Source organism: Arthrobacter sp. TmtSoilC48, assembly GCF_059739425.1.
Genome location: NZ_AP046049.1, coordinates 1,421,930 through 1,443,584 on the forward strand (window position 1 = coordinate 1,421,930; position 21,655 = coordinate 1,443,584).

Annotated in this window: 15 protein-coding genes and 2 pseudogenes; 9 read left to right on the top strand and 8 right to left on the bottom strand. The window is 62.4% G+C overall.

The genetic code is table 11. The features are described 5' to 3' along the window. Positions 1-36 precede the first annotated feature (36 nt). From AC6I97_RS06810 to AC6I97_RS06820, 3 genes are read right to left on the bottom strand one after another with little or no spacing between them, the layout of a single operon-like run. Positions 37-1,167, bottom strand: a complete 1,131-nt coding sequence (locus AC6I97_RS06810; RefSeq protein ID WP_497944477.1) for a M24 family metallopeptidase — start codon at positions 1,165-1,167, stop codon at positions 37-39. Next, on the bottom strand, positions 1,164-3,245 hold the full coding sequence (locus AC6I97_RS06815) for a DUF6807 family protein (protein WP_497944478.1): 2,082 nt from the start codon (positions 3,243-3,245) through the stop codon (positions 1,164-1,166). Before AC6I97_RS06815 ends, AC6I97_RS06810 begins: the two co-directional genes overlap by 4 nt. Then, complete coding sequence (locus AC6I97_RS06820; protein WP_497944479.1) at positions 3,242-4,462, bottom strand: acetylxylan esterase; 1,221 nt, start codon at positions 4,460-4,462, stop codon at positions 3,242-3,244. The genes AC6I97_RS06815 and AC6I97_RS06820 overlap by 4 nt, the downstream gene beginning before the upstream one ends. A gap of 374 nt (positions 4,463-4,836) precedes the next feature. On the opposite strand from AC6I97_RS06820, the gene AC6I97_RS06825 reads away from it, so the two are divergent. The 3 genes from AC6I97_RS06825 to AC6I97_RS06835 all read left to right on the top strand — a co-directional run bounded on the left by AC6I97_RS06825 (position 4,837) and on the right by AC6I97_RS06835 (position 8,238). Continuing rightward, positions 4,837-5,781 carry a carbohydrate ABC transporter permease gene (locus tag AC6I97_RS06825; RefSeq protein ID WP_223934407.1) on the top strand — a complete coding sequence of 315 codons (945 nt, stop codon included), beginning with the start codon at positions 4,837-4,839 and terminating at the stop codon, positions 5,779-5,781. Continuing rightward, a complete protein-coding gene (locus AC6I97_RS06830) occupies positions 5,774-6,706 on the top strand; it encodes a carbohydrate ABC transporter permease (RefSeq protein WP_497944480.1) in 933 nt (310 codons plus the stop codon). The genes AC6I97_RS06825 and AC6I97_RS06830 overlap by 8 nt, the downstream gene beginning before the upstream one ends. A 155-nt stretch (positions 6,707-6,861) precedes the next feature. Further along, entirely contained in the window at positions 6,862-8,238 is a 1,377-nt protein-coding gene (locus AC6I97_RS06835; protein ID WP_497944481.1) for an ABC transporter substrate-binding protein, read from the top strand. Between the two features lie 235 nt (positions 8,239-8,473). Here the strand turns inward: AC6I97_RS06835 and AC6I97_RS06840 are convergent, their stop codons facing one another. Further along, a complete protein-coding gene (locus tag AC6I97_RS06840) occupies positions 8,474-10,540 on the bottom strand; it encodes a beta-galactosidase (RefSeq protein WP_497944482.1) in 2,067 nt (688 codons plus the stop codon). Between the two features lie 197 nt (positions 10,541-10,737). Here AC6I97_RS06840 and AC6I97_RS06845 point away from each other — a divergent pair, with 197 nt between their 5' ends. Genes AC6I97_RS06845 through AC6I97_RS06865 form a run of 5 tightly spaced genes read left to right on the top strand, consistent with a single transcriptional unit; the run spans position 10,738 to position 15,973 of the window. Further along, positions 10,738-12,024, top strand: coding sequence for an ABC transporter substrate-binding protein (locus AC6I97_RS06845; RefSeq protein ID WP_497944483.1), 1,287 nt, complete (start codon positions 10,738-10,740; stop codon positions 12,022-12,024). 48 nt (positions 12,025-12,072) lie between these two features. Continuing rightward, positions 12,073-13,026 (top strand): carbohydrate ABC transporter permease, encoded by a 954-nt coding sequence (locus AC6I97_RS06850; protein ID WP_497944484.1) that lies wholly within the window; start codon positions 12,073-12,075, stop codon positions 13,024-13,026. Then, entirely contained in the window at positions 13,023-13,940 is a 918-nt protein-coding gene (locus AC6I97_RS06855; protein WP_497944485.1) for a carbohydrate ABC transporter permease, read from the top strand. The genes AC6I97_RS06850 and AC6I97_RS06855 overlap by 4 nt, the downstream gene beginning before the upstream one ends. A 22-nt stretch (positions 13,941-13,962) precedes the next feature. Next, positions 13,963-14,607, top strand: coding sequence for a Poxvirus protein I5 (locus AC6I97_RS06860; protein ID WP_497946960.1), 645 nt, complete (start codon positions 13,963-13,965; stop codon positions 14,605-14,607). 43 nt (positions 14,608-14,650) lie between these two features. Beyond that, positions 14,651-15,973, top strand: coding sequence for an MFS transporter (locus AC6I97_RS06865; protein WP_497944486.1), 1,323 nt, complete (start codon positions 14,651-14,653; stop codon positions 15,971-15,973). On the opposite strand, the pseudogene AC6I97_RS06870 reads toward AC6I97_RS06865, so the two are convergent. From AC6I97_RS06870 to AC6I97_RS06885, 4 genes and pseudogenes are all read right to left on the bottom strand, one after another. Then, positions 15,945-16,487: pseudogene (locus tag AC6I97_RS06870) on the bottom strand (integrase core domain-containing protein); the annotation flags it as partial. The gene AC6I97_RS06865 and the pseudogene AC6I97_RS06870 overlap by 29 nt on opposite strands. A 7-nt stretch (positions 16,488-16,494) precedes the next feature. Next, complete coding sequence (locus AC6I97_RS06875) at positions 16,495-17,559, bottom strand: IS110 family RNA-guided transposase (protein WP_497944487.1); 1,065 nt, start codon at positions 17,557-17,559, stop codon at positions 16,495-16,497. A 298-nt stretch (positions 17,560-17,857) separates the two neighbouring features. Next, positions 17,858-18,292, bottom strand: a pseudogene (locus AC6I97_RS06880) (helix-turn-helix domain-containing protein); the annotation flags it as partial. 160 nt (positions 18,293-18,452) lie between these two features. Then, positions 18,453-20,486: a DUF6807 family protein gene (locus AC6I97_RS06885; RefSeq protein ID WP_497944488.1), complete on the bottom strand. Its 2,034-nt coding sequence runs from the start codon at positions 20,484-20,486 to the stop codon at positions 18,453-18,455. A 334-nt stretch (positions 20,487-20,820) separates the two neighbouring features. Here AC6I97_RS06885 and AC6I97_RS06890 point away from each other — a divergent pair, with 334 nt between their 5' ends. After that, positions 20,821-21,534 (top strand): YesL family protein, encoded by a 714-nt coding sequence (locus tag AC6I97_RS06890; RefSeq protein ID WP_497944489.1) that lies wholly within the window; start codon positions 20,821-20,823, stop codon positions 21,532-21,534. Positions 21,535-21,655 lie beyond the last annotated feature (121 nt).

Genomic DNA, 21,655 nt, shown 5'->3' on the forward strand with positions numbered 1-21,655 from the left:
CGCCTCTTTCGCGTTGACTCGAGCTTGACGAAGGCGCTACCGCCGCAGGGTGATCGGACGACGGCGACCGTCCACTTCCGTCGTCGGCCAGCGGTCGTCCACGGTCAGCACCCGCAGCCCCGAGTCCGTGAGCAGCACGGTGTCTTCGATTTTCACACCAGGTCCTGAGGGGTTCCACGTGAACGGCTGGTGGAGGACGATCCTGTCCGTAACGTCCGCGGTGACCCGCGGATCACGGCCCGCATAACCTGCAGGACCGCCTTGGTGATGCAGGGTCCACTGCTCTGGACCAAAACGGTGGCGCACATAGGCATCCTGAATCTCGGCGAAGACCTCGTTGAGCTTGGCACCCGGCACGGTGGCCCGGAAGATGTCTGCTTCAACTGCCGCGATGCGGGCTTCGGCGTCGAGCTCCTGCGCGCTACCGGCGTCGAACGCTACCCAACGGGTCACGTTGGCCACCAAGCCATGACGACGTGCGCAAACCACAACCATGGCCCTGCGCCCGATGGGGGCGTGCGTTGCCAGCGGGTGGCGGAAACTGCTTCTCGCAGCACCGTTGCACAGCAGCACAAGGGGCTCGGCGCCCACTGCCACAATCCGGGCAGCCAGGTCCGAGACAAGCTCAAATTCGGTTGTCGCGGGCGTTGCTGCCGTGAGGACGTCCGTCATCGCGGTTGCTGCGTCGGCGGACAACCGGGCGTAGCGGGCTGTTTCTGCAGGCAGCAGCTGTTGTCGCGCTGCCCGTAGTTCCCCTGCGACGGCGGCTTCCATCAGCGGGTTTCCGTTATCGGCCAGCGCGGCCGCAGATGCGTGCAACTGGCCGTGCCACGGAATACTGTGCAGGTTGACGCCCTCCGGAAGTTCCTCGGCCTCGATCCGGCCGGCTTCATTGTTGAACGTCACCAAGTGATCCCCGGCTCGATCCACCAGGAGGGCCGCGATGGGATCCCCTGCCAGGCTGATATGGACCCGGCTGCCGTCCAGGTACCACGTGAGTGCCGTGTTGCTGGTGAGCAGAAGTGAGTCGCGACCCGAATGGTCCAGGATGTCCAGGATGCGGCGGCGCTTCACCACGCGGTCGGCGGCATTGCCGGGAGCCGGGGACGCGGTGCCGGATGTTGGCGCGGTGCCGGGTGTTACTGCAGATTGAGTCGGAGCGTTCATGCTGGGTCCCCCTGGGTTGAGATGAGCTGTTCAATGTCCTGAGTGGCCAGGAAGCCGTCAGCGATGAGCACCCTGACGGTGCGATGCACAGGGCGGCCGGGTTCTGCGGCCACCGGGGACTCCCAGGCCAAGGACAGCCCCACACCCGGATAGCCCGAGTGCCGAACGAACCAGGGGTCCGGGGCTTGGGGGGATGCCAGGAAGACGAGCGTTGCAGGATGGCCCAGGCCCGGGTCGCCCGCAGCAACACCCCCGCCCGTTCCGGCGTCGAAAGTTCCTGACCAAGCCAGCCAGGGCGCGACGCTGCCATGGACGGCATCTTCACCACGCGCCACAGGGGTCCAGATGGTCGCATCATTGACCTTTGGCAGCCGCCAGAAGAAGCCACCGTAACCGCCCTGCCGCCTTCCGTTGGAACCGGGGCTGCCCAGCAGCACCGGGCGTCCCGTGGCGGATTCGAGCGTGAAGTCCAGCGTCAGCTGCCAGGCGGAATTCCCGACGGCGGCCCAGCGCCACTCGCGCTGTTCGCGGAGGAGGGGCTTGCCGTCGGGGCCCACCCAGCTCAGAAGCTCGTGCCTCTGGCCATCCCTGTGCTCCGCAGACTCAAGGAGCACGCGGCCGTGGTCCTTGCGCCAGACGTACGCTCCGGCGTCGCGGGTGTAGGTCCGGCCACCCCAGAAATTGACGCCGTTGACATCCTGGATGGCGACCCCTGCTCCAAGGTGCCACACATGGTCCTCCGGAATGTGGTCACTTACAACCGTGCCGGCAAGGGTTCGCACGGGGTGGAGGTATGGACGCGGCGAGGAGGTTGGCCGGATGCGCGAGCCGTCGTGCATCGCAGCGACGGATACACCGCTGACTTTCAGCTCTGGCTTGACTGCTGTAGCCCCCGTCTGTACAGCCCCCGTCCTCGAAACCCACGGCGTCCCGAGTTCCGCAAACGTTGCTTGCCCAAGGGCGGCCCGGCGGATCCACGATTCCACGTCCTGCACCACGGCATGGGCGTCGTCGCCTTCGCCCAGCCACGTCACATGGTCCGGATGGATGAGCCGGGGTGCGTCCGAGGTCCGGACCGCTTCCAACACGGACATATAGGCGCCCGTTTCACTCAATGGGCTGAGCAGATCCTGTTCGGTCCGTGCTGAAAGGAGGTTTTCCAGCAAGTCCGTCCGCCCGAAAGCCTCATTCCGGATCCCGTCGGGAGTAGTGATCTCCACTTTGTCTTCGGTGTAGGAAAGCCGGATCTGCCCGAGCGTGCCGTAGATGGTCACCGATGGCGCTGACTGCACGGGCGCGCACAACGTCAGGGCGCAGGTCAGCACTGTGCCTGTTGCGGTCCGGACCCTGATCACTGAGGTGTCATCGCTTTCGGTGTCATTCGCCCGGTAAAGGTCGGTTTCAACCAAGTCGACGTCCGCAAGGGTCCTGGCACCGGCGAGTCGCAGCCCGGTGGCCACGGCGTGTGCCAAGGCGTTCGTCGCAACGCCGTCCACAACATCCGTACCGTTCAGGTTTCGCTTGCCGGCCCAGCGGGAGCGCGTGAAGTACCGCTTTGTCCGGAGCCACTGGCCGGTCGCGCTGATGCTGCGGACCTCGCCGATTTCCCCCGATGCCACAAGCTTTTCAATGGCGGGAAGGGCGTGTGAACCAAGGCTCTGGAAACCGACTTGAACCATCCGCCCGGCGCTCGCCGACGCTGCGAGGACGCTTTCGTACTGCGCCATGGAAGCCACGGGAGGCTTTTCGAGGTAGAGGTTGGCGCTGGCCCTCAAAGCGGCGAGGGCGAGCGGGGCGTGGGTTTGGATAGGAGTGGAAATGATGACGACGTCGGGGGCATTTCCCGCAGCCAGGAGCTCATCCAAGGAACTGTAGACGCCCACATCGGGAGGCAACTGGCCTTGGGCCGGTGGCTGTGGATCGGCAACAGCCACTAGTTCAAGCACTCCGGCGGAATTGAGCCGATGGAGGTTTTCAAGGTGTCGTTCGCCGAATCCGTGAACGCCAACCAGTGCTACCCGGGGCAGTTGGTTGTGGGTGGCCGAGCTTGTGTGGGGCGCCGTTACGGGCAAAGTCATAGTGCTGTCCTAGCGGGATCAGTTGAGGGGAAACCCGGGGCTTCATTGGCCTGGAGGGTGGAGGAGAGAAAAGCTGCCGCCTCTTCCTGCATGGCGGTGGAAAAAACATGGGGCCCGGGCCAAACGCTGCCTGTGTACCGCCCAGGCGGCATCCGCTGCGAAAGGTGGGCATCGGCGTCGCGCATGCCTGCTTCCGGAAACAGCTGGTCGGCCAGTGCGTATTGGACCAGGACAGCGCCGGCAGTTGAACGCACTACCAGATCGGGCCAATCCCCCAGCTTTGACAGGCCAGGGGAGTGGAGCAACCAGGAATGCGCATCGAGGTAGGCGGGAAGGAGGGACGCGAAGGTGGTCATCATGCAGGTGACCACGTAGCTGCGGATCAGTGGACTAAGGGCGGCGAGCACCATGGCCCGGCCGCCTCCACCTGAAAATCCGGTGCAACCAAGGCGTTCCGGATCGACTCCGGGGAGGGACGCCAGGACGCCCAACGCCGCGAGGTCGTCATGCGCGACCGTCCCGGCGATGCTGGTGCCAAGGAGCGTTGCGGCTTTTGCCACGGTTTCCTCATGATCGGCCGCTGCTGCGTTGTAGAGATCCGCCGCGGATGGTTCGACGCCGGCCTCCCGCCACAGTGCGTGCTGGCCGTCGACGGCCCGGGCCGTCCGCCAAGGCTGGTTTTCCAGGTCAAAGCCGCGGCTGCCCCACATGAAGGCGTCATGTGCCAGGACAGCGAAACCCTGCTGGGCAAGCCATGTAGCCATGGGCCGCCCACCGTAGAGCTTTTCCCGTAACTGGGCCGGCACGGGACCGAAGCCAACCGGAGCGGTGGCCCCGGCGTCGTTCCCTTCATCTCCTGGAAGCAGGACAAGCCGTTCCGCGCCATGGGATTTGATCCCGCCATGGCAATGAAGGGCCAGTATCCCGGGTAGTGGGTCCGTGATGCCGGTTGGCCGCACGAACCAAGCCGAGGTCCTTGGCCCGAAACCAAGCTGCCAGGACAGGCGGGTGGTGATGACGCCGTCGTGCTTTGTTTCGGTGCCTACCCTGTATTCCGGAACCGTTGCAGTGGGAGGGACGCCGAGGGTGTCAACCAACTGCTGCGCACTTGGAGAGCCTGCCGCGAAGTGCTTCCGGGCGGCGTAAGCGGGCCAATCCTCGTAGCGGCCAAGAGCACTGGGGCGGATGGGCATTCCTGCCATGTCAGCAGTGGTCATGGCAGTCGCCGTGCTTGGGGAACAATGGTGTCCTGCCTTTTTGGTGCGGATGATGTGCGAAAGCACACGCCGGGCTGCTTCGGCGTGTGTAAACCAGGTATGGGCGACTTCCTCAGAAAACGCTTTCTCAAAAATTAGCAAAAGGCTGTACATGGGTCAAGAAAGCGTTTACTTTGGTACGGAGCCGCTGATCACCAGGATGCACATCCCGGCGAGTCAAGGGGTACCGCCAGGAGAACGGCGGCGTCCCGGAAGGCAAGCATCAACCACACTCGTACTCCGTGGATGGCCACGATGACCAAAGGAGACCACATGGCCGCATATGAACACACGGGGACGCCGAAAGGCGTTCGCGGTCAGGCTGGAGGGAAGCCATGAGCGCCATCGGCGAACTCTCCACCATGACCCGCCGCAAGGGGCCCATGACCAAGGAAGAGAAGAAGGCGAACGGCCGCGACAACAAGGCCGCCTATGTTTTCCTGCTTCCGTGGCTGATCGGCCTCGTGGTCATCACCGTGGGTCCGATGCTGATGTCGTTGTATCTGTCCTTCACGGACTACAACCTTCTGCAACCACCGCAGTGGGTGGGAATCGACAACTTCGTCCGCATGTTCGGCGATGCCCGCCTCCATAATTCCTTGCGGGTTACTTTCACCTACGTGTTGGTAGGCGTGCCGCTCCAACTGGCTGTGGCCCTGGTCATCGCACTGGTCCTGGACAAAGGGCTTCGTGGCCTTCCGTTCTACCGTTCCATTTTCTATTTGCCGTCCCTGCTGGGCGGATCTGTGGCTGTTGCGATTCTTTGGAAGCAGATCTTCGGCACCACCGGCCTTGTGAACCAGGTCCTTGCCATGATCGGAATCCAGGGGCCTGGATGGATCTCGGATCCAAACACGGCGCTGGGCTCCATCATCCTGCTGCATGTCTGGACGTTCGGCAGCCCGATGATCATCTTCCTGGCGGGCCTGCGCCAGATCCCGAACATGTACTACGAGGCCGCTGAAGTTGACGGCGCCACCACCTTGCAGAAGTTCTGGCGGATCACGCTGCCGATGCTGAGCCCCATCATCTTCTTCAACCTGGTGCTGCAAATCATTGGTTCGTTCCAGTCGTTCACGCAGGCATTTATCGTCTCCGGCGGCAACGGCGGACCGTCCGACTCCACCATGTTCTTCACGCTGTATCTGTACCAGAAGGGCTTCGGCCAGTTCGATATGGGCTACGCCTCGGCGATGGCCTGGTTCCTTCTGGTCATTATCGGTGTCTTCACTGCCATCAACTTCATCGCTTCAAAGTATTGGGTGTTCTACGATGACTAAAATCCAGACCCTCCCGGCCGCAGCTGAGGCCCAAAGCAGCAAGCCCAGTAAAAGCCCGCGCCGCCGCGAATCGCCAGGAAACCTGGCCTTCAGCCGGAACGCCCGCATCAAGGGACTCATCAAGCACGCCATCCTGATCCTCGTTGGCGGGATCATGATCTATCCGCTGCTGTGGATGGTTGTTTCCTCGCTGCGGCCCAATGACCTCATTTTCCGCGAGCCGGGCCTTTGGCTGAACAACCTGGAAATGAGCAACTACACCGATGGCTGGTCTGCGCTGACGCACCCGTTCGGGCATTACATGATCAACTCTGCGATCGTCGTACTCGGCTCGATCGTCGGAAACCTGATCTCGTGCTCCATGGCCGCCTATGCCTTCGCCCGGCTTCAGTTCAGTGGCAAAAAGCTGTTCTTCGGAATCATGCTGCTGACCATCATGCTGCCGTTCCACGTTGTGATCGTGCCGCAGTACATCCTGTTTTCGCAGATCGGTTGGGTGAATACGTTCTGGCCGCTGATCGTGCCGAAGCTCCTGGCTACGGACGCGTTCTTTGTGTTCCTCATGGTGCAGTTCATTCGTGGCATTCCGAAGGAACTGGATGAGGCTGCCCGCATTGACGGCGCCGGCCACCCGAGGATTTTCCTCCGCGTCATTCTGCCTTTGATGGTTCCTGCCCTCGCCACCACCACCATCTTCACCTTCATCTGGACGTGGAACGACTTCTTCGGTGCGCTCATCTACCTCACGGATCCGGACATGTTCACTGTCCCCGTAGCGCTTCGCGCTTTCGTTGACTCGCAGTCCGCTACCAGCTGGGGATCACTCTTCGCGATGTCCATCGTGTCCTTGTTCCCGGTGTTCCTTGTCTTCCTGTTCGGCCAACGGTTCCTCATCAAGGGCATCGCAACTACGGGCATCAAATAGGACCCTGCCGTACTCACTGGAAGTCCGGGGCTTTCGCCCCGACAAGTAATACAAGCTGGGATCTTGTCACACAAGATGGTGACTTGTACCATAAAAACCACGCAAGAAAACGCTTTCTCAGTTCGCATCAAGATCAAAGAGGATCGGAGACAACAGTGCCGGTATTTCCAAAGGGTGAAGCAGTCGCCCCCGAAGGTGCTTCCAAGGCCCGGGCATCGGAACCCAAGGGCAGGCGGTCCAGGCGGCGGCTTCGCGCCTCGGCCATTATCGCTGCCACAGCTGCTGCCGTTCTGGCGCTTAGCGCTTGCGGCGGTGGCGCAGAACCAAAGAGTGCCGACGGCAAGGTGGAACTCCGCTTTTCCTGGTGGGGTGGCGACAAACGTGCGCAATTGACGCAGGCAGCCATTGCAGCTTTTGAAGCCGAGAACCCCAACATCAAGGTCAAGGCCGAGTATGGCGACTGGAGCGGCTACTGGGACAAGCTGGCAACGCAAGTTGCTGCCAACGATGCTCCGGACATCATCCAGATGGACGAAAAGTACATCACCGAGTACTCCACCCGCGGCGCGCTGCTGGACCTCTCCAAGTACGACATCGACACCTCCAAGCTGGACGAGGCCGCACTGAACGCAGGCAAGGGCGCAAAGGGGCTCACCGGTATTGCGGCAGGCATCAACGCTGCCACGATCCTGGCCAACCCGGCGGTCTTCAAGGCTGCCGGCGTTGCACTCCCGGATGACAAGACCTGGACGTGGGAAGACTTCGAGCGCATCGCTGCTGAGGTCACCAGCAAGTCGCCGAAGGGAACCTACGGGGCTGCTGCATACGGTACCGACGAGGCGTCCCTGGGTGTGTGGCTGCGCCAGAATGGCAAGTCGCTGTACACACAGGACGGCAAGCTGGGCTTCGAACCCTCGGACATCGCAGGTTACTGGGACTTCCTGAAGGATATGAGCGAGAAGAAGGCCGTTCCGTCGGCTTCGGAGATAGTTGAAGCCGAAGCTGCGCCGCTGGACCAGAGCGGTCTGGCAACGGGCAAGAACGGCATGGCCTTCTGGTGGTCCAACCAGTTGCCGGCGCTCGAGAAAGCTGCGGGCGGGGAGCTGCAAATCCTCCGTTTCCCGTCCAAGACGGGCAAGGCCGCTGATACCCAGCTTTGGTACAAGGCCTCCCAGTTCTGGTCTGCATCGTCCAGGACCAAGCACCCTGAAGAGACGGCGAAGTTCATCGACTTCCTGACGAACAACGTCAAGGCCGGCGAAATTCTGCTGGCTGACCGGGGCGTCTACCCCAACTCGGACGTCCGCGAAGCAATCGCTCCAAAGCTGGCCCCGGCGGACACCAAAGTGGTCAACTTCATCAGTGACATCCAGCCCGAGCTCGGTGAAGCCCCGGCTGCGCCGCCCAAGGGTGCAGGTGCCATCCAGGAAATCATCAAGCGCTACTCCTCGGAAGTCCTGTTCAACAGGCTCTCCACTGAGGAAGCCGGCAAGAAGGCCGTGGACGAGATGAAGTCCGCGATCGGAGCCTAGCTTCCGGCGCCACCGCACCAAGAGAACCACCGCACCAAGAGAACCACCGCACCAAGAGAACCACCGCACCAAGAGAACCACAGCACCAAGAGAACCACGGCACCAAGAGAACCGCGTCCCGGGCGAATCATTCGTGATCCGTCCGGGGCGCGGTTTTTGCGCGCGTGCACCCAACTGAGTCGCATTTGTGCGCGTTTTGAGGCGTCAAAACGCGCACTGCTGCTACTTGGTTGGGCTAGTCTTCCGCGATAACTGCCACAGCTCCGGCGGGGACCACGCCGGTGAAGCGCGCTCCGCTCAGCAGCTCGTCGCCGTCGGCCTTCACGGTCACGTCCTCCCGGCTGTGGTTGATGGCGAAGAGGAAACTGCTGCCATCCGCGGATCGCCGCCGTGTAAGTTCGACGCCGGCAGAAGCCTCGGCAACGGCCGTCACCCCAGCTTCCTCCAGCAGGCGGGCGGTCAGCGAATCGATGCCGTCGGCGTCGGGTAGTGTCGCAAGGTACCAAGCCGCCCCCGCCCCGGTGGGTCTGCGCGTGAGGGCGGGAACGCCGTCGAGCGGGTAGTCCGTAAAGGTGGCCAGGACCTCAGCTGGCCCGCCCTCAGATTCAGCCACGTGAACGTGCTCGCTCCACAAGGAACCAAGTGTTCCATCGCTGAGGGTGACTGTGCTGCCGGGGAAGAGCGGATGGAATTCCTCGGTTCGGATACCCAGTAATTCGCGGAAAGCGCCCGGGTAGCCACCCAGCCGAACGTGGTCCTGCTCATCCACGATGCCGCTGAAGTAGCTGATGAGGACCGTTGCGCCGCCCTCTGCTGCGGCAGCGATAGAGCCGGCCGCGGCATCTGTCACGGCGTAGAGGGTGCAGACCAGAATGAGATCGTAGCCGGAGAGGTCGGCAGAGGGGTGGACGAAGTCCGTACTGACACCACGCAGGTACAGCGAGCGGTGGAAAGCACGCATGGTTTCCAGGTACTTCAGGTCCTGGCTTGGGTGCGAGTCCAGCTCGGAGGCCCACCATGCTTCGTAGTCAAAGACGAAAGCAACGCGCGATTCCACGCGGGAACCCTTCACGGATTCCACCTTGGAGAGGGCTTCGCCGAGCTCCACCACATTGCGCCAGACCTGTGTGTCGCGACCGCCGTGCGGAACCATGGCTGAGTGGAATTTTTCAGATCCAGCCTTGCTCTGGCGCCATTGGAAGAACATGACGGCGTCGGCGCCGCGGGCCACATGGGCCAGGGAGTTGCGGAGCATTTCCCCGGGCATCTTTGGCTGGTTATGGGGCTGCCAGTTGACCGCCGATGTGGAGTGTTCCATCAGGATCCACGGTTCGCCCCCGGCCACGCCGCGCGTGAGGTCAGCGCTGAAGGCAAGTTCGATTTCCCGTTCAGGATCGGCAGCCACCAGGTAATGGTCGTTCGCGATTACATCCATGTCCTTGGACCAATCGAAGTAGTCCAAGGTTTTGGTGGCACTGGAAACCATGAAGTTGGTGGTGGCCGGGACGTTCGGTGTAACTTCGCGGATTACTGCCAGCAGGGCGCGGTAGTAATCGATGAACGCCCACGAGTTGAAGCGTGCAAAGTCCAGTTGCTGTCCCGGGTTGAGGGTGGTGGGTGCGGCGCCGGGCGGGATGATTTCCTCGAATGAGGCGTAATGCTGGGACCAGAACGCGGTTCCCCATGCCTCGTTGAGCGCCTCGATGGATCCGTACCGGCGTTCCAGCCAGGCCCGGAATGCGGCAGCGTCTTCTTCGCCGTAGAACTCGCCAACATGGCAGCCGAGCTCATTGTCCACATGCCACAATGCCAGCGCAGGGTGGTTCTTGTAGCGTTCGGCGATGACCCTCGTCATGGTGGTTGCGTACTTGCGGTACACCGAGGACGACGGCGTGTAGTGACGTCGCGAGCCGCGTTCCAGCCTTGTTCCTTCCGCTGTCACGGGGAGGATTTCGGGGTGTTTCCTGGCCAGCCAGGCTGGCGGTGACGCGGTAGCCGTAGCCAATGCCACCTTGATGCCGGCTTCGTGGAGGTTGTCCAGGACGTCGTCCAGCCAGCCGAAATCGTACTGGCCTTCTACCGGTTCCAGCAGGCCCCAGGAGAAGATGGCGACGCTCAGGAAATTGACCCCCGCCTCCTTCATGAGCTCGATATCTTCACGGCGGACGTCCTCGGGCCATTGCTCAGGGTTGTAGTCGCCGCCGTAGGCCAGGCCATTGATGCTGTTCCATATGGAGGATGCTCCGGACGGGCTTTCGGACGGGCTTTCGGATGTGCCTCGGGAGAGTTCAGGGGAGGACAAGGGGACTCCTTGGTCAGGTTCGGCTGTGCGGGATAACTGTGGAGCTTGGCTGCTATCAGGTTAGGCGAGGATCTTGGAAAACGCTTGCCCAGATTCCCGATTGGGGATATTGTATCGATTCAGAACGAGTGTAAGCGAGGTCACTCTCCCTGGTGGGGAACCGAAAAGGCTTGCACCAACTGAGCAAGGAGGCTCTCATGATCAACAGAAGGAATTTCCTCACCACGGTGGCCCTTGGCACTGCATCCGCGGCATTCCTGTCCGCCTGCGGCCAGTCTTCGTCGTCCAGCAAGACGGGTTCTGCCGATAACCCCGTGACCATCACGTACACCTGGTGGGGCAACGACGACCGTGCTGAGCGCACCCGCAAGGCCATCGCACTGTTCGAATCCAAGAACCCTGACATCAAGGTCAACGGCAACTTCACCGACTTCGCCGGATACTGGCAGAAGCGCGCCACTGAAGCTGCCGGTGGTGGCTTGCCGGACGTCATGCAGTGGGATTTGTCCTACCTGCGCGACTACGGCCAGCGCAACCAGCTACTGGACCTGGGCACCGTGAAGATCAACACGGACGCCTTCGACAAGTCACTGCTGCCCTCGGGCCAGATCCGTGGCAAGACGTACGGTATCCCCACCAGCACCAACGCCTTCGCGGTCTACTACGACCCCGCCAAGCTCAAGGCCATGGGCATCGCTGAGCCTGATGGAACGTGGAACTACAAGGAGTTCAACTCTTTCCTTGCCGAGGTGGGGCAGAAAGGCAACGGAACATTGTTCGGCGGCACCGACTACACCGGTGTTTGGTGGATGTTCAACATCTGGCTGCGCCAAAACAACATTCAGGCCTTTACGGATGAAGGCAAGCTCGGGTTCTCCAAGGACGACCTCAAGAAGTGGTGGAACACTACCGCCCAGCTTCGCGGAACCCCGGCGTTAGTGGGCGAAGACAAAACGACGCAGCTGTTGCCGAAGTCCCCGTTCGGCTCAAACGTCACTGCCACCGAAGCCACGTGGGACAACTTCATGGCAGGTTACCTCGGAGATAGCGGCGCCAAGGAACTGAAGCTGGTGCCGGTTCCGTCGGACAACCCCGACAACCTGGGACTCTTCCTCAAGCCGTCAATGCTCATGGTGGCCAGCGCCAAGACCAAATACAAGGATGCTGCTGCCCGTTTCATCGACTTCATGGTCAACGACCCTGAGGTAGGCCAGATCTTCAAGACCTCCCGTGGTGTTCCGGCATCCAAGACCCAGCGCGACGGAACCACCTTCGAAGGCACAGACAAGCTGGTTGTGGACTATGAAAAGTCCATCGAAAAGTACCTCAAGGATGCTCCGCAGCCGCCCATCGTCGGTTTCGGCACGCTTGAATCCTCTTTCAAGCGCGTCAGCTCCGAGCTCAATTACGGCAAACTCACCATCGACGCCGCTGCAGATGCGTGGTTCAAGGAAGCCGAAGACCTTATCAAGCAGAATGCCTGAGCAGACTTTTGTGTCTGATCCAGGCTTCCCAACTGACGGACTGATCCCGTGACTCAAACCCCAGCCCTGAGCAGGCGCTCCCAGTCGTCCGCTCCCTCGCAGCCGCGTACATCGCGGAGACGAGGGGCGGACGCCCGCGCCGGCTACACCTTCCTGCTTCCTTGGCTGCTCGGATTCATTGCCCTGACCGTGGGCCCGATGATTTCCTCGCTGTACCTTTCCTTTACCAACTACAACCTCTTCGATCCCCCCAAATGGATAGGCCTGGACAACTACGCCACGCTCTTCCAGGACGAACGTTTCCTGCAGTCAGTGGGAGTGACCCTTAGCTACGTAGTGTTCGGTACCCCTTTGAAGCTGGCGGCGGCGTTGGCGATCGCGATGCTTCTCAACAGCAAGCGCAAGGGCCAGGGCTTCTACCGCTCCGCGTTCTATGCCCCGTCCTTGATCGGCGCGTCCGTGTCCATCGCTATTGTCTGGAAGGCGATGTTCGGCGATTCCGGTCCTGTGGATGAAGGCCTGTCCTTCTTCGGGATCAACCTCGGCGGCTGGGTGGGCAATCCATCCATGACGATGCCCATGATGATCCTCTTGACGGTGTGGCAGTTCGGCGCCCCGATGGTGATTTTCCTGGCCGGGCTCAAGCAGATTCCTGCCGACCTCTACGAGGCGGCTTCGATGGACGGCGCCGGCCCGGTCCGTAAGTTTTTCAACATCACCTGGCCCATGCTTTCCCCGGTGATCTTCTTCAACCTGCTCATGGAAACCATCCACGCGTTCCAGATCTTCGCCTCGGCGTACATCATCTCCAACGGTGAAGGCGGCCCGGCAGGCTCCACCCTCTTCTACACCCTCTACCTGTACTTGCGCGGTTTCAGCGACTTCCGGATGGGCTACGCCTCGGCTATGGCCTGGCTCCTGGTGATCGTGGTCGGCATCATCACGCTGATCTTCTTCAAGACCTCCAAGTCCTGGGTCCACTACAGCGGTGATTCAAAATGACAACCATGGCAACGCCCACCCAATCCACGCCCTCCACGACGGCCCCGGACTACAATCCCAAGTCTGAGTCGGGCACCGCCAAGCGCATCAAAAGCATCATCTTCCACATCGTTGCGCTGGCGCTTGTGGGGGTGGTCCTCTACCCGGCGCTCTGGATGGTGGCCTCGTCCTTCAAACCGAACTCTGAAATCGGTGGTTCCACCACCCAGCTATGGTCCAACAACTTCAGCTTCGACAACTTCGTCACGGCCATGGACGGCATCGGCGGGGTGTCCACCCTGACGTTCTTCACCAACTCCCTGATTCTGGCCGTCGGCGCCGTGGTGGGCACTGTCCTGTCGGCGTCCATCTCCGCTTACGCCTTCGCCAGGATCAATTTCCCAGGCCGTGGGTTGTTCTTCGGCATGATGATTGCCACCTTGCTGCTCCCGTTCCACGTGGTGATCATCCCGCAGTACATCGTGTTCCAGCAGCTCGGCCTGGTGGACACCTACGTGCCCCTGCTGATCGGCAAGTTCCTCGCCGCGGACGCGTTCTTCGTCTTCCTCATGGTCCAGTTCATGCGTGGCCTCCCGGCCGAACTGGACGAGGCCGCCCGCATCGACGGCGCCGGACACGTCCGAATCTTCGGCTCGATCATGCTCCCGCTGATGAAACCGGCACTGATCTCCACGTCGATCTTCTCCTTCATCTGGAGCTGGAACGACTTCCTGGGCCCGCTGCTCTACCTGAACACCCCCGAAAAGTATCCGCTTCCCCTCGCGCTGCGCCTCTTCGTGGACCAGACCCAGAGCTCGGACTACGGTGCCATGATCGCCATGTCCGTTCTTGCGCTCCTGCCCGTGCTGGTCTTCTTCCTGGTCTTCCAGCGGTACATCGTAGAAGGCGTTTCAACCCAGGGCCTCAAGGGCTAAGGATTCACAGGAGATGAGCGTCATGGACACCTCAGGAAATTCCCACGCGGAGAAGCCCGGCATTCCGGTCAACCGCTTTGCCCTCTTTGCCGAGACCATCCTTGCGGGCGTCATCGTCCTTCTCCTGTCGATTCCCTTGGTGACGGCGCCGGCCGCCTATGCTGCCGGCGTCGCCCACCTGGAACGGCATCTCAGCGGCAGGGACGATTCCCTCCGCAGCCTTTGGAGCAATTTCCGCCGGGCGCTGCCCGGCAGTTGGAGGACGGGAATCACGACGGCGGCAGCCGCCGTCGTGATTGTCCTGAACCTGCTGCTCGCTTGGGTTGGTCAACTGCCCGGCCGGGCAGTCATCCTTCCGGCGACCTTGATTTTGGCCGCAGCGGGCGCGGTGCTATTCCTGCGGTTCGCCGCCAATTGGAGCGGGGGCGTGAACTGGAGTGGCGATGCCGCCGAACTCCCGGGGCCGCAGCGCTGGCAGGCGGCCTACGCCGAAGCCAAGACTGATGCCGTCCGCGACTGGAGTGGATCGCTCCTCCTGCTGGCAGCAGTGTTCATGGCGGTGGTGTTTGTGTGGATGCTTCAGGCGCTCTTCGTGATCGTGCCCGGCATGCTGATTCTGGCCGCCGCCGCCATCAGGATCAGGACCGCCAACCGCACCCACATCTGAGAGTGCATCCGACAACCTGCTGAATCGAGCTGACAACCCCCCCGTGCCACCGCGTCCGTTGCCACCGCCCCGTCCCTCTGACCAGACCTCGAACTCCGCCGGCAAAGACGCCATACCGCCAAGTCCCCGCTCCACCGAATCGTGGCACTACCCACTCCGCCACCACAATTACCGGATCTTCGTGACGCTTTCGCTCGTCGGCAGCGGCGGAGTGTGGATGCAACGACTCGCCCAGGATTGGCTTGTCCTGCAGCTCACTGGAAGCCCGGCCGCGGTGGGGTTGGCCGTGGCACTTCAATTCCTGCCCATGCTGGTGGTTGGTCCTGTCAGCGGCGTGCTGGTAGACCTCTTTCCGAAGCGCCGAATCCTCATGGTGTGCCAGTCTGTGGCTGCACTGCTGGCCGCTGGACTAGCTGTTTGGAATGCCATGGGCGGCACGGATGTGTTGGTTGTCTATGGCTCCTGCGTTGCTTTGGGAATTACAAGCTCCATTGATGGGCCCGCCCGGCAAGTCTTCGTCAACGAGGTAGTTGGTGATGCCGGCCTGCCGGCGGCTATCGGCCTCAACAGTGCCATAGGTCAACTAGGTGCCATGCTCGGTCCCGCCCTGGCCGGCGTCGTCATTGCCCAGGCTGGCCCAGCCGCCGCGTTTGCGACGAACGCGGGGATCGGGGTGGCCGTTTTGGTGATGATCGCCATTATCCGGCCATCTGAGCTTCATCACGCACACGACCCCGACGCTCTGCCGCGGGACAGGCGTGGACAAATTCTGGCTGGCTTCAGGTATGTGAGGGCGAGGCCCCAGCTTTTGCTCATCATGCTGTTGGCGGGGCTCCTGGGAGCGTTCGGCATGAACGGTCCGGTGGTCCTTGCAGCATTCGCTGACCGTGTGTGGCACAGCGGTCCTGCCGGATTTGGGCTCTTCAATATGGTCAGCGCCTTGGGAGCCTTGGCTGGTGCTCTCCTGGCTCCCCGGATCAAGCACTTGGGCCGCAAGGGGATCGTGGGTAGTGCCGCACTGTTCGGGTTCACGCAGTTCCTTGCCGCGCTCATGCCTACTCAGGAATTGTTCGTAGCCATGCTCGTGGTGGTTGGCTTCATGACGCTCATGTTCCTCACCAGTGCGGCCACCAGCGTCCAACTCGAAGCCGGCCCAAGCGTGCGGGGCAGGGTCTTGGCTCTCTACTTTCCACTTCTCCTGGGCGGGCATGCCTTGGGAGGCTTGCTCGCTGGCTGGCTCACGGAAGATTTCGGCGTGCGTACCGCATTGCTGGTGACCGGTGCACTGGGGATGATATCCGCTGTGGTGATCGGGTTGCTGCTGTGGCGCAAGCGCGCTAGCTGTATTGACCTGGGAGGTTGGTGACGCGGCTGGCCGGTGTCTGACCCTTGAGGGCAGTGTGGGCTCGGTGGTGATTGTAGGCATGGAGCCACTCGGGGAAAGCTGCGACACGCTCGGCCTCGGAGCGGTAGGGCCGGATGTAGGCCCATTCCTCCAGCATCGTGCGGTTGAACCGTTCGACCTTGCCGTTGGTCTGCGGGCGATAGGGGCGGGTGCGTTTGTGCTTGATGTCCGGGCCCAGGGCCTGAGCGAAGGCCTTGGACCGGTAGCAGTTCCCGTTGTCCGTCAGGACCCGCTGGATAGTGATCCCTTGGGCTTGGAACCAGATATTGGCCCGCTGCCAAAAGGCTGCTGCTGTTTCCTTTGTCTCGTCCGCGAGGATTTCGGTGTAGGCCAGGCGGGAGTGGTCATCGACTGCGTTGTGGAGGTAGTGGTAGCCGGGCCGGCGGTTGGACGGCGTCCCGGCTTTGTTTCGGCGTCCGGCGGCCCTGCTCAGAACCCGGTGTCCACCGCCGTCCGGGATCCGGCCGACTCTTCTATGTCTGTCAAGCGGCATTAGTGCAGGAGGCATTGAGCGTCCTATAGATGCGCCGGGCCAGGTAGCGCTTGATGCATCGACGGATTTCCCTGTTTGTGTGGCCTTCTGCCCGCCGCTTCTCGACGTATTTCCGGGTCTCGGGATCGTGGGCCATTTTGGTGAGCGCGACCATGTGTAAGGCTCGGTTCAGGCTTCTGTCGCCCCCGCGGTTCAGGCGGTGGCGGACGGTGTTTCCTGAAGACGCAGGGATCGGGTTGACGCCCGCCAGGGAGGCGTAGGCGGCCTCGTTTCGAACCCGCCCGTGGTGGGACCAGGTGGCGAGGCAGGTCGCTGCAGCGACGGGCCCAAAGCCCGGTTCCTGAAGCAGGGGCGCGGCCTCGCTGATCTGCACCAGCTCGGTCAGTTGGTTCTCGTTGGATTTGAGCTGTTCATCGAGTTCGAGGACACGCCTGGCCAGGCGAACCGCTTCGGCGCGGGCAATGGACAGGGAGAGCTCCTCCTCGCGTGCACGCCACCGTGAGACGTCAGTGATCTGCCCGACTGAAAGAGGCTTCCGGGCGTCCATTCCCAAAACGTGTGTGCGCAGCAGCGCGGTGAGCGCGTTGACCGAGCGGGTCCGCTCGGTGCTCATCGCATCGCGTGCCGTGATCAGGATCCGCAGGGCTTGACGGACCCCGTCGTTCACCCTGGGCCGGCGCAGCTTCTCCAGCGGCAGCGGCAGCACGGCCGCGCCGATCCGGTGGGCGTCCAGGGCATCGGACTTCCCAACGCCGCGGCGCTTCCTGGCATCCATGCGTGGTGCCTCGGCGATCGGGAAGCCCTCGGCGGCAACAGTGCCGGCCAGGACAGCCCCGTAGGATGCGGCGCCTTCGATGACCCAGAGCGTGTCAGCGTCCGCCCCGGTACGGCGGGCGACCCAGGCGATGGCCCTGCTGATGCCGGCAGGCGTCGTGGGAAACTCCCGGGTATCCAGCAGCTCGCCGGTCCCAGCGGCGAAAACGGCGTAAACATGATTCCGGGCGTGGGTATCAACCCCCACGACAAACGGGTGGGAATGCGCAACGATAGACATGGCGGTGCAGCACCTTTCCTCAGCGATGGACAAGGTCCGGCCGCTAAAGGCCGGTACCGGTCCGGGTAGGAATCACATCGGAACAGCACTGTGACGAGTCACGCGCTCAACAACGCGGACAATCTTCTGATCAAGTCACCGAAGTGGGCCGGACAGGTACCGGCCGACCACCCCGACGGAAGGACAAGTCGGACGCAAGACACTACTGGTCATAGTTTCTTTGAGTCACAACCACCGAGGCGGACGGCCGATACTATCCTGCCAGCCAGTCCCAGACCAGCTGCTGATAAGACTCACAGAGTTTCTTGATGTCGACATGGACCAGGTCCCCGGGCCTGTCGTGTTCGTAGCGGCGGATCACCCTTCCGGTGCCGCGGTCGAGCCAGGCCAGTTTCGCCAGCCGGTAACGGGACAGCACGCGGTGCACAGTGGACGGGTGGATGCCCAGCAGATAACCGATCCTGGCAGGCCCCCACCGGCGGTTGACGCGCAGGGCGATGATCCGCCGCTCGATACGCGTTGCCGTCCGCCGTGGGGAAGAATGCGGGCGGCTGGAGCGGTCCTCCATCCCAGCCGGGCCGTGCTCGCGGTACCGCCGCGCCCACCGCGCGGCGGTCGGAACCGAGACCTGGAACCGTTCCGCGGCCCGGCGCAGACTCCAGCACTGATCAACGACACATTGCGCGAGCTGCAGCCTGCCACGAGGCGTCAGAAGAGCGTTAGGGTGGGACATGAAGACCTCCGTGCGTGGAATTGGACTCTAGACAAGCCCCACTCCACCCGGAGGTCTTCTTCATGTCACCAAACCACGCCGAGCGTCATCAACGTCCGTGGTCAATACAGCTAGCTCGCGAGACGGCATTAGATGACAGTTGAGACGCAAAACATTGCCATCAAATGCCATCTCGGCGAACCAAGCGTTGGATTTCCTGGAGATCCAGCCTTCCGTCACTGATCCAGACGGAGTTGGTGCGCTTGACGGTGGATCCGGCTGGGAGCTCAACGGCCTTGTCCCAAGCGAGGGCCGAGCCGACGGCCGGGTATTCGGACAACCGGACGAACCATGGGTCCGGCGATTCCGGTGGCGCGGCAAAAACCAGAGTGGCAGGGCCGCCGTCGAACTCTCCCGTCCACGCCAGCCACGGCGCAACGGAACCATGCACGGCAGGCTCCCCGTCACCTGTTGAGGAGAAGACGCGGGGCGAGCCATTGACAGGAAGACGCCAGAAGAAGCCGCCGTAGCCGCTGCCCGGGGCACCATGCGAACCGGGGCTGCCGAGTGAAACATCGACGACGGCGAGCAGTTCCGTCTCGATGTCGAGGCGCCAAGTGCGCGAGTCAACGACGGTCCGCCCGTATGATCGTCGCTCCTTGAGGACCAAGCCGCCGTCGGAGGCCAGCCAGTCGAGTTCAAGGGTCGTCCGGTCGCCTTCACGGGTGATCTTCGCTGCTTCAATGCGGCCGTGGTCCAAGAGGTCCACATACTTCCCAGCCGATCGGCGGTAGCTTCGGCCGCCCCAGAAGTTGCTGCCATTGACGTCCTGCAGGGCGAATCCCGCGCCGAGATGCCAAACGTGATCCGCCGGCAAGTGATCGGTCACCACTGTGCCGGACAACGTGGAGACCGGGTGGAGATACGGCCGGGGCGAGAGCTCGGTTTCGAGGTCCGCTCCGCTGCGAAGGGTGGCCGCAGGGTTGTTCCCTGAAGAGAAGAGAGGCTCCGCACCCGTGGTGGTCGGACGGGCCCAAGGGAGGCCCAATTCGCTGAAGGTGGCGTGGGCGCGGGTGGCACGATCCAGGATTTCCTCGATGCCCGGGATGACGGCGTGGGCCTGATCGCCCTGGCCAACCCAGTCGACACTGGTGTGGGGAATGAGCGCGGGAGCCTCGGCGGTGCGGATGGCCTCGAGGACACGCATGAAGGCGCCGCTGTGATCCAAGGGGCTCAGGAGCGGCGTTCCTGACGACAAGTGCTGGAGCAGGTTTTCGGTGAGGTCGTCGCGGCCGAAGGTGCGGGTCGATTCGCCGTCGCCGTTGCGCACTGTGACATGGTCCTCCGTGTAGTGGAACACGGCAGTTCCTTCCGTTCCGTGGAGGGTGACGTATGGTTCCACGGACTCGGCGGCGCAAAGCGTCAGGGCGCAGGTGATGGGCAACCCGTCCACGGTCCGCATCCGGATCACCGAGGTGTCATCGGCTTCGATGTCGTTGGCACGGTAGAGGTCGGTCTCCACCGAAGCGAGGTCGTTTGCGGTGCGGGCGCCGGCGATGCGCAAGGCCGTGGCAATGGCGTGGGCAAGCGGGTTCGTGGCCACACCGTCCACGACGTCCACCCCGTCCAGGCTGCGCTTTCCAGCCCATCGCGACCGCTTGTAATAGGCGCGGTCCCGAACCCATCGGCCGGTAGCCGAGATTCCTTTGAGGGTTCCAATACCGGGGAGTTCATCCGTGGCTTCGCCGCTGGCCAGGCGTTCAAGTGCCTTGATGGCGTGTGAACCGAGGCTTTGGAATCCGATTTGGACGCTGCGGCCGGCAGCGGTGGCGGCTTCCTGAAGTCGACGGAAATCCTGCATGGACGCGACCGGGGGTTTCTCCAGATAAAGGTCCGCGGCTGAGGCGAGCACTGCGAGCGCCAGTGGCGCATGGGTCTGGATGGGAGTTGCCACGATAATGACGTCTGGCTGGTGTCCACCGGCCAACAGGGCATCCAGGTCGGCGTGAATGGCGGTGTTCTCCGGCAACGCGCCGGGTGCCGGCGGGTTGGGATCCGCCACAGCGACGAGGTCCACCGTTCCCAAATGGCCAAGACGCTCAAGGTTGCCCAGATGGTGTGCTCCGAAGCCGTGAACACCAACCAGGGCTATTCTCGCCGGGGCTCTCCCGGGCGTCTTGGTGCTCAGGGCTGATTCGTCGGACGGCTTGTCCATGGTTCTCCTCTGCTGGCGCTGCAACGAGGCTATGACGCCGTCGTCAAGGTAATTCGTGAAGTGTCCCGGCGGGTTCAGGCTACACCTAGCAAGCGCTTTCCCAGACCCGACTGAGCCTAGTGTAGCGCGGATTTGGCTGGAATGTAACGATTCAAGAATTGTCTTGACTCTGCCGAGGGGATGCGTCTAGATTTTCGGGAAAGCGTTTACTGACTGTGACGCGGCCCACCCGGGCTACCCTGATCGGCTCGCATGACTCGTTATTCTGCCACTTCGCAACAACTTTTCCTGCCGGCCGATCGGGCTTCTTCTGCAACGATGGAGAGGGGATGCCATGGCGTCTGCCGCCTTCGGCTTTAAGGCCTACACGCTCTTTGACACGCTCTTGTGGATTGCATGCCTGAATATCCTGTGGATCATTTTCACGGTACTGGGTGGCGTTGTCCTTGGGTGTGGTCCCAGCACTGTGGCAGCTCACATCCTGGTTCGCGAGAAGGTGCGCGGCGATGCCGCGCCGCTTGTGCGCCGCTTCGCCCGCGAGTACTTCAAGAACTTCGGCAAGGGGAATGCTCTTGGGTTGCCTGTGCTCATGGTCGGCGTAGCGCTCGTCCTGAACTGGGGGTATTTCTCGGCGGGTTGGGACTTTGGCTCGCAAGTAGCGTCGGCGGCGATCTTCGTCGCTGCCCTGTTTGTTGCCGGGGCGTGCTGCTACCTCTTCCCGATGTTTGCCCGCTACACCTTGCCGTTGCCCCAGTACTTCCTGATGTCCTCACGCTTTGCCATGAGGCACCTCGCCGGCACTGCCATTCTCCTTTTTGTGACTGCGGCCGCCGTGTTTGTTTGCCGTTCGGTGCCCGGATTGATTCCGTTCTTTGGGGTCGGGGCGTGGCTCTATGTCACCGGGTGGCTGTGCGATCGCTTCTTTGCTGCCAACGACCACGCCATGGCCGCCGGCGAAGCGGCCGGGGCCGAGGTCCTCGTAACCCCGGCAGCGGCAACCCCGGCAACTGCCGCCCCAGCCGTCAGGCGGGAGGGCAACCTTGTCTGAGGCTCCACGCAACCGCCCTCCCGTTGATACCAGGATGCTCCTTCATCGCTCCTTGGACACCCCGGTCGCCGGCATGAATGAAACGTATCAAAACGAATCGTCACTGTGGAGTTTCAAGAGC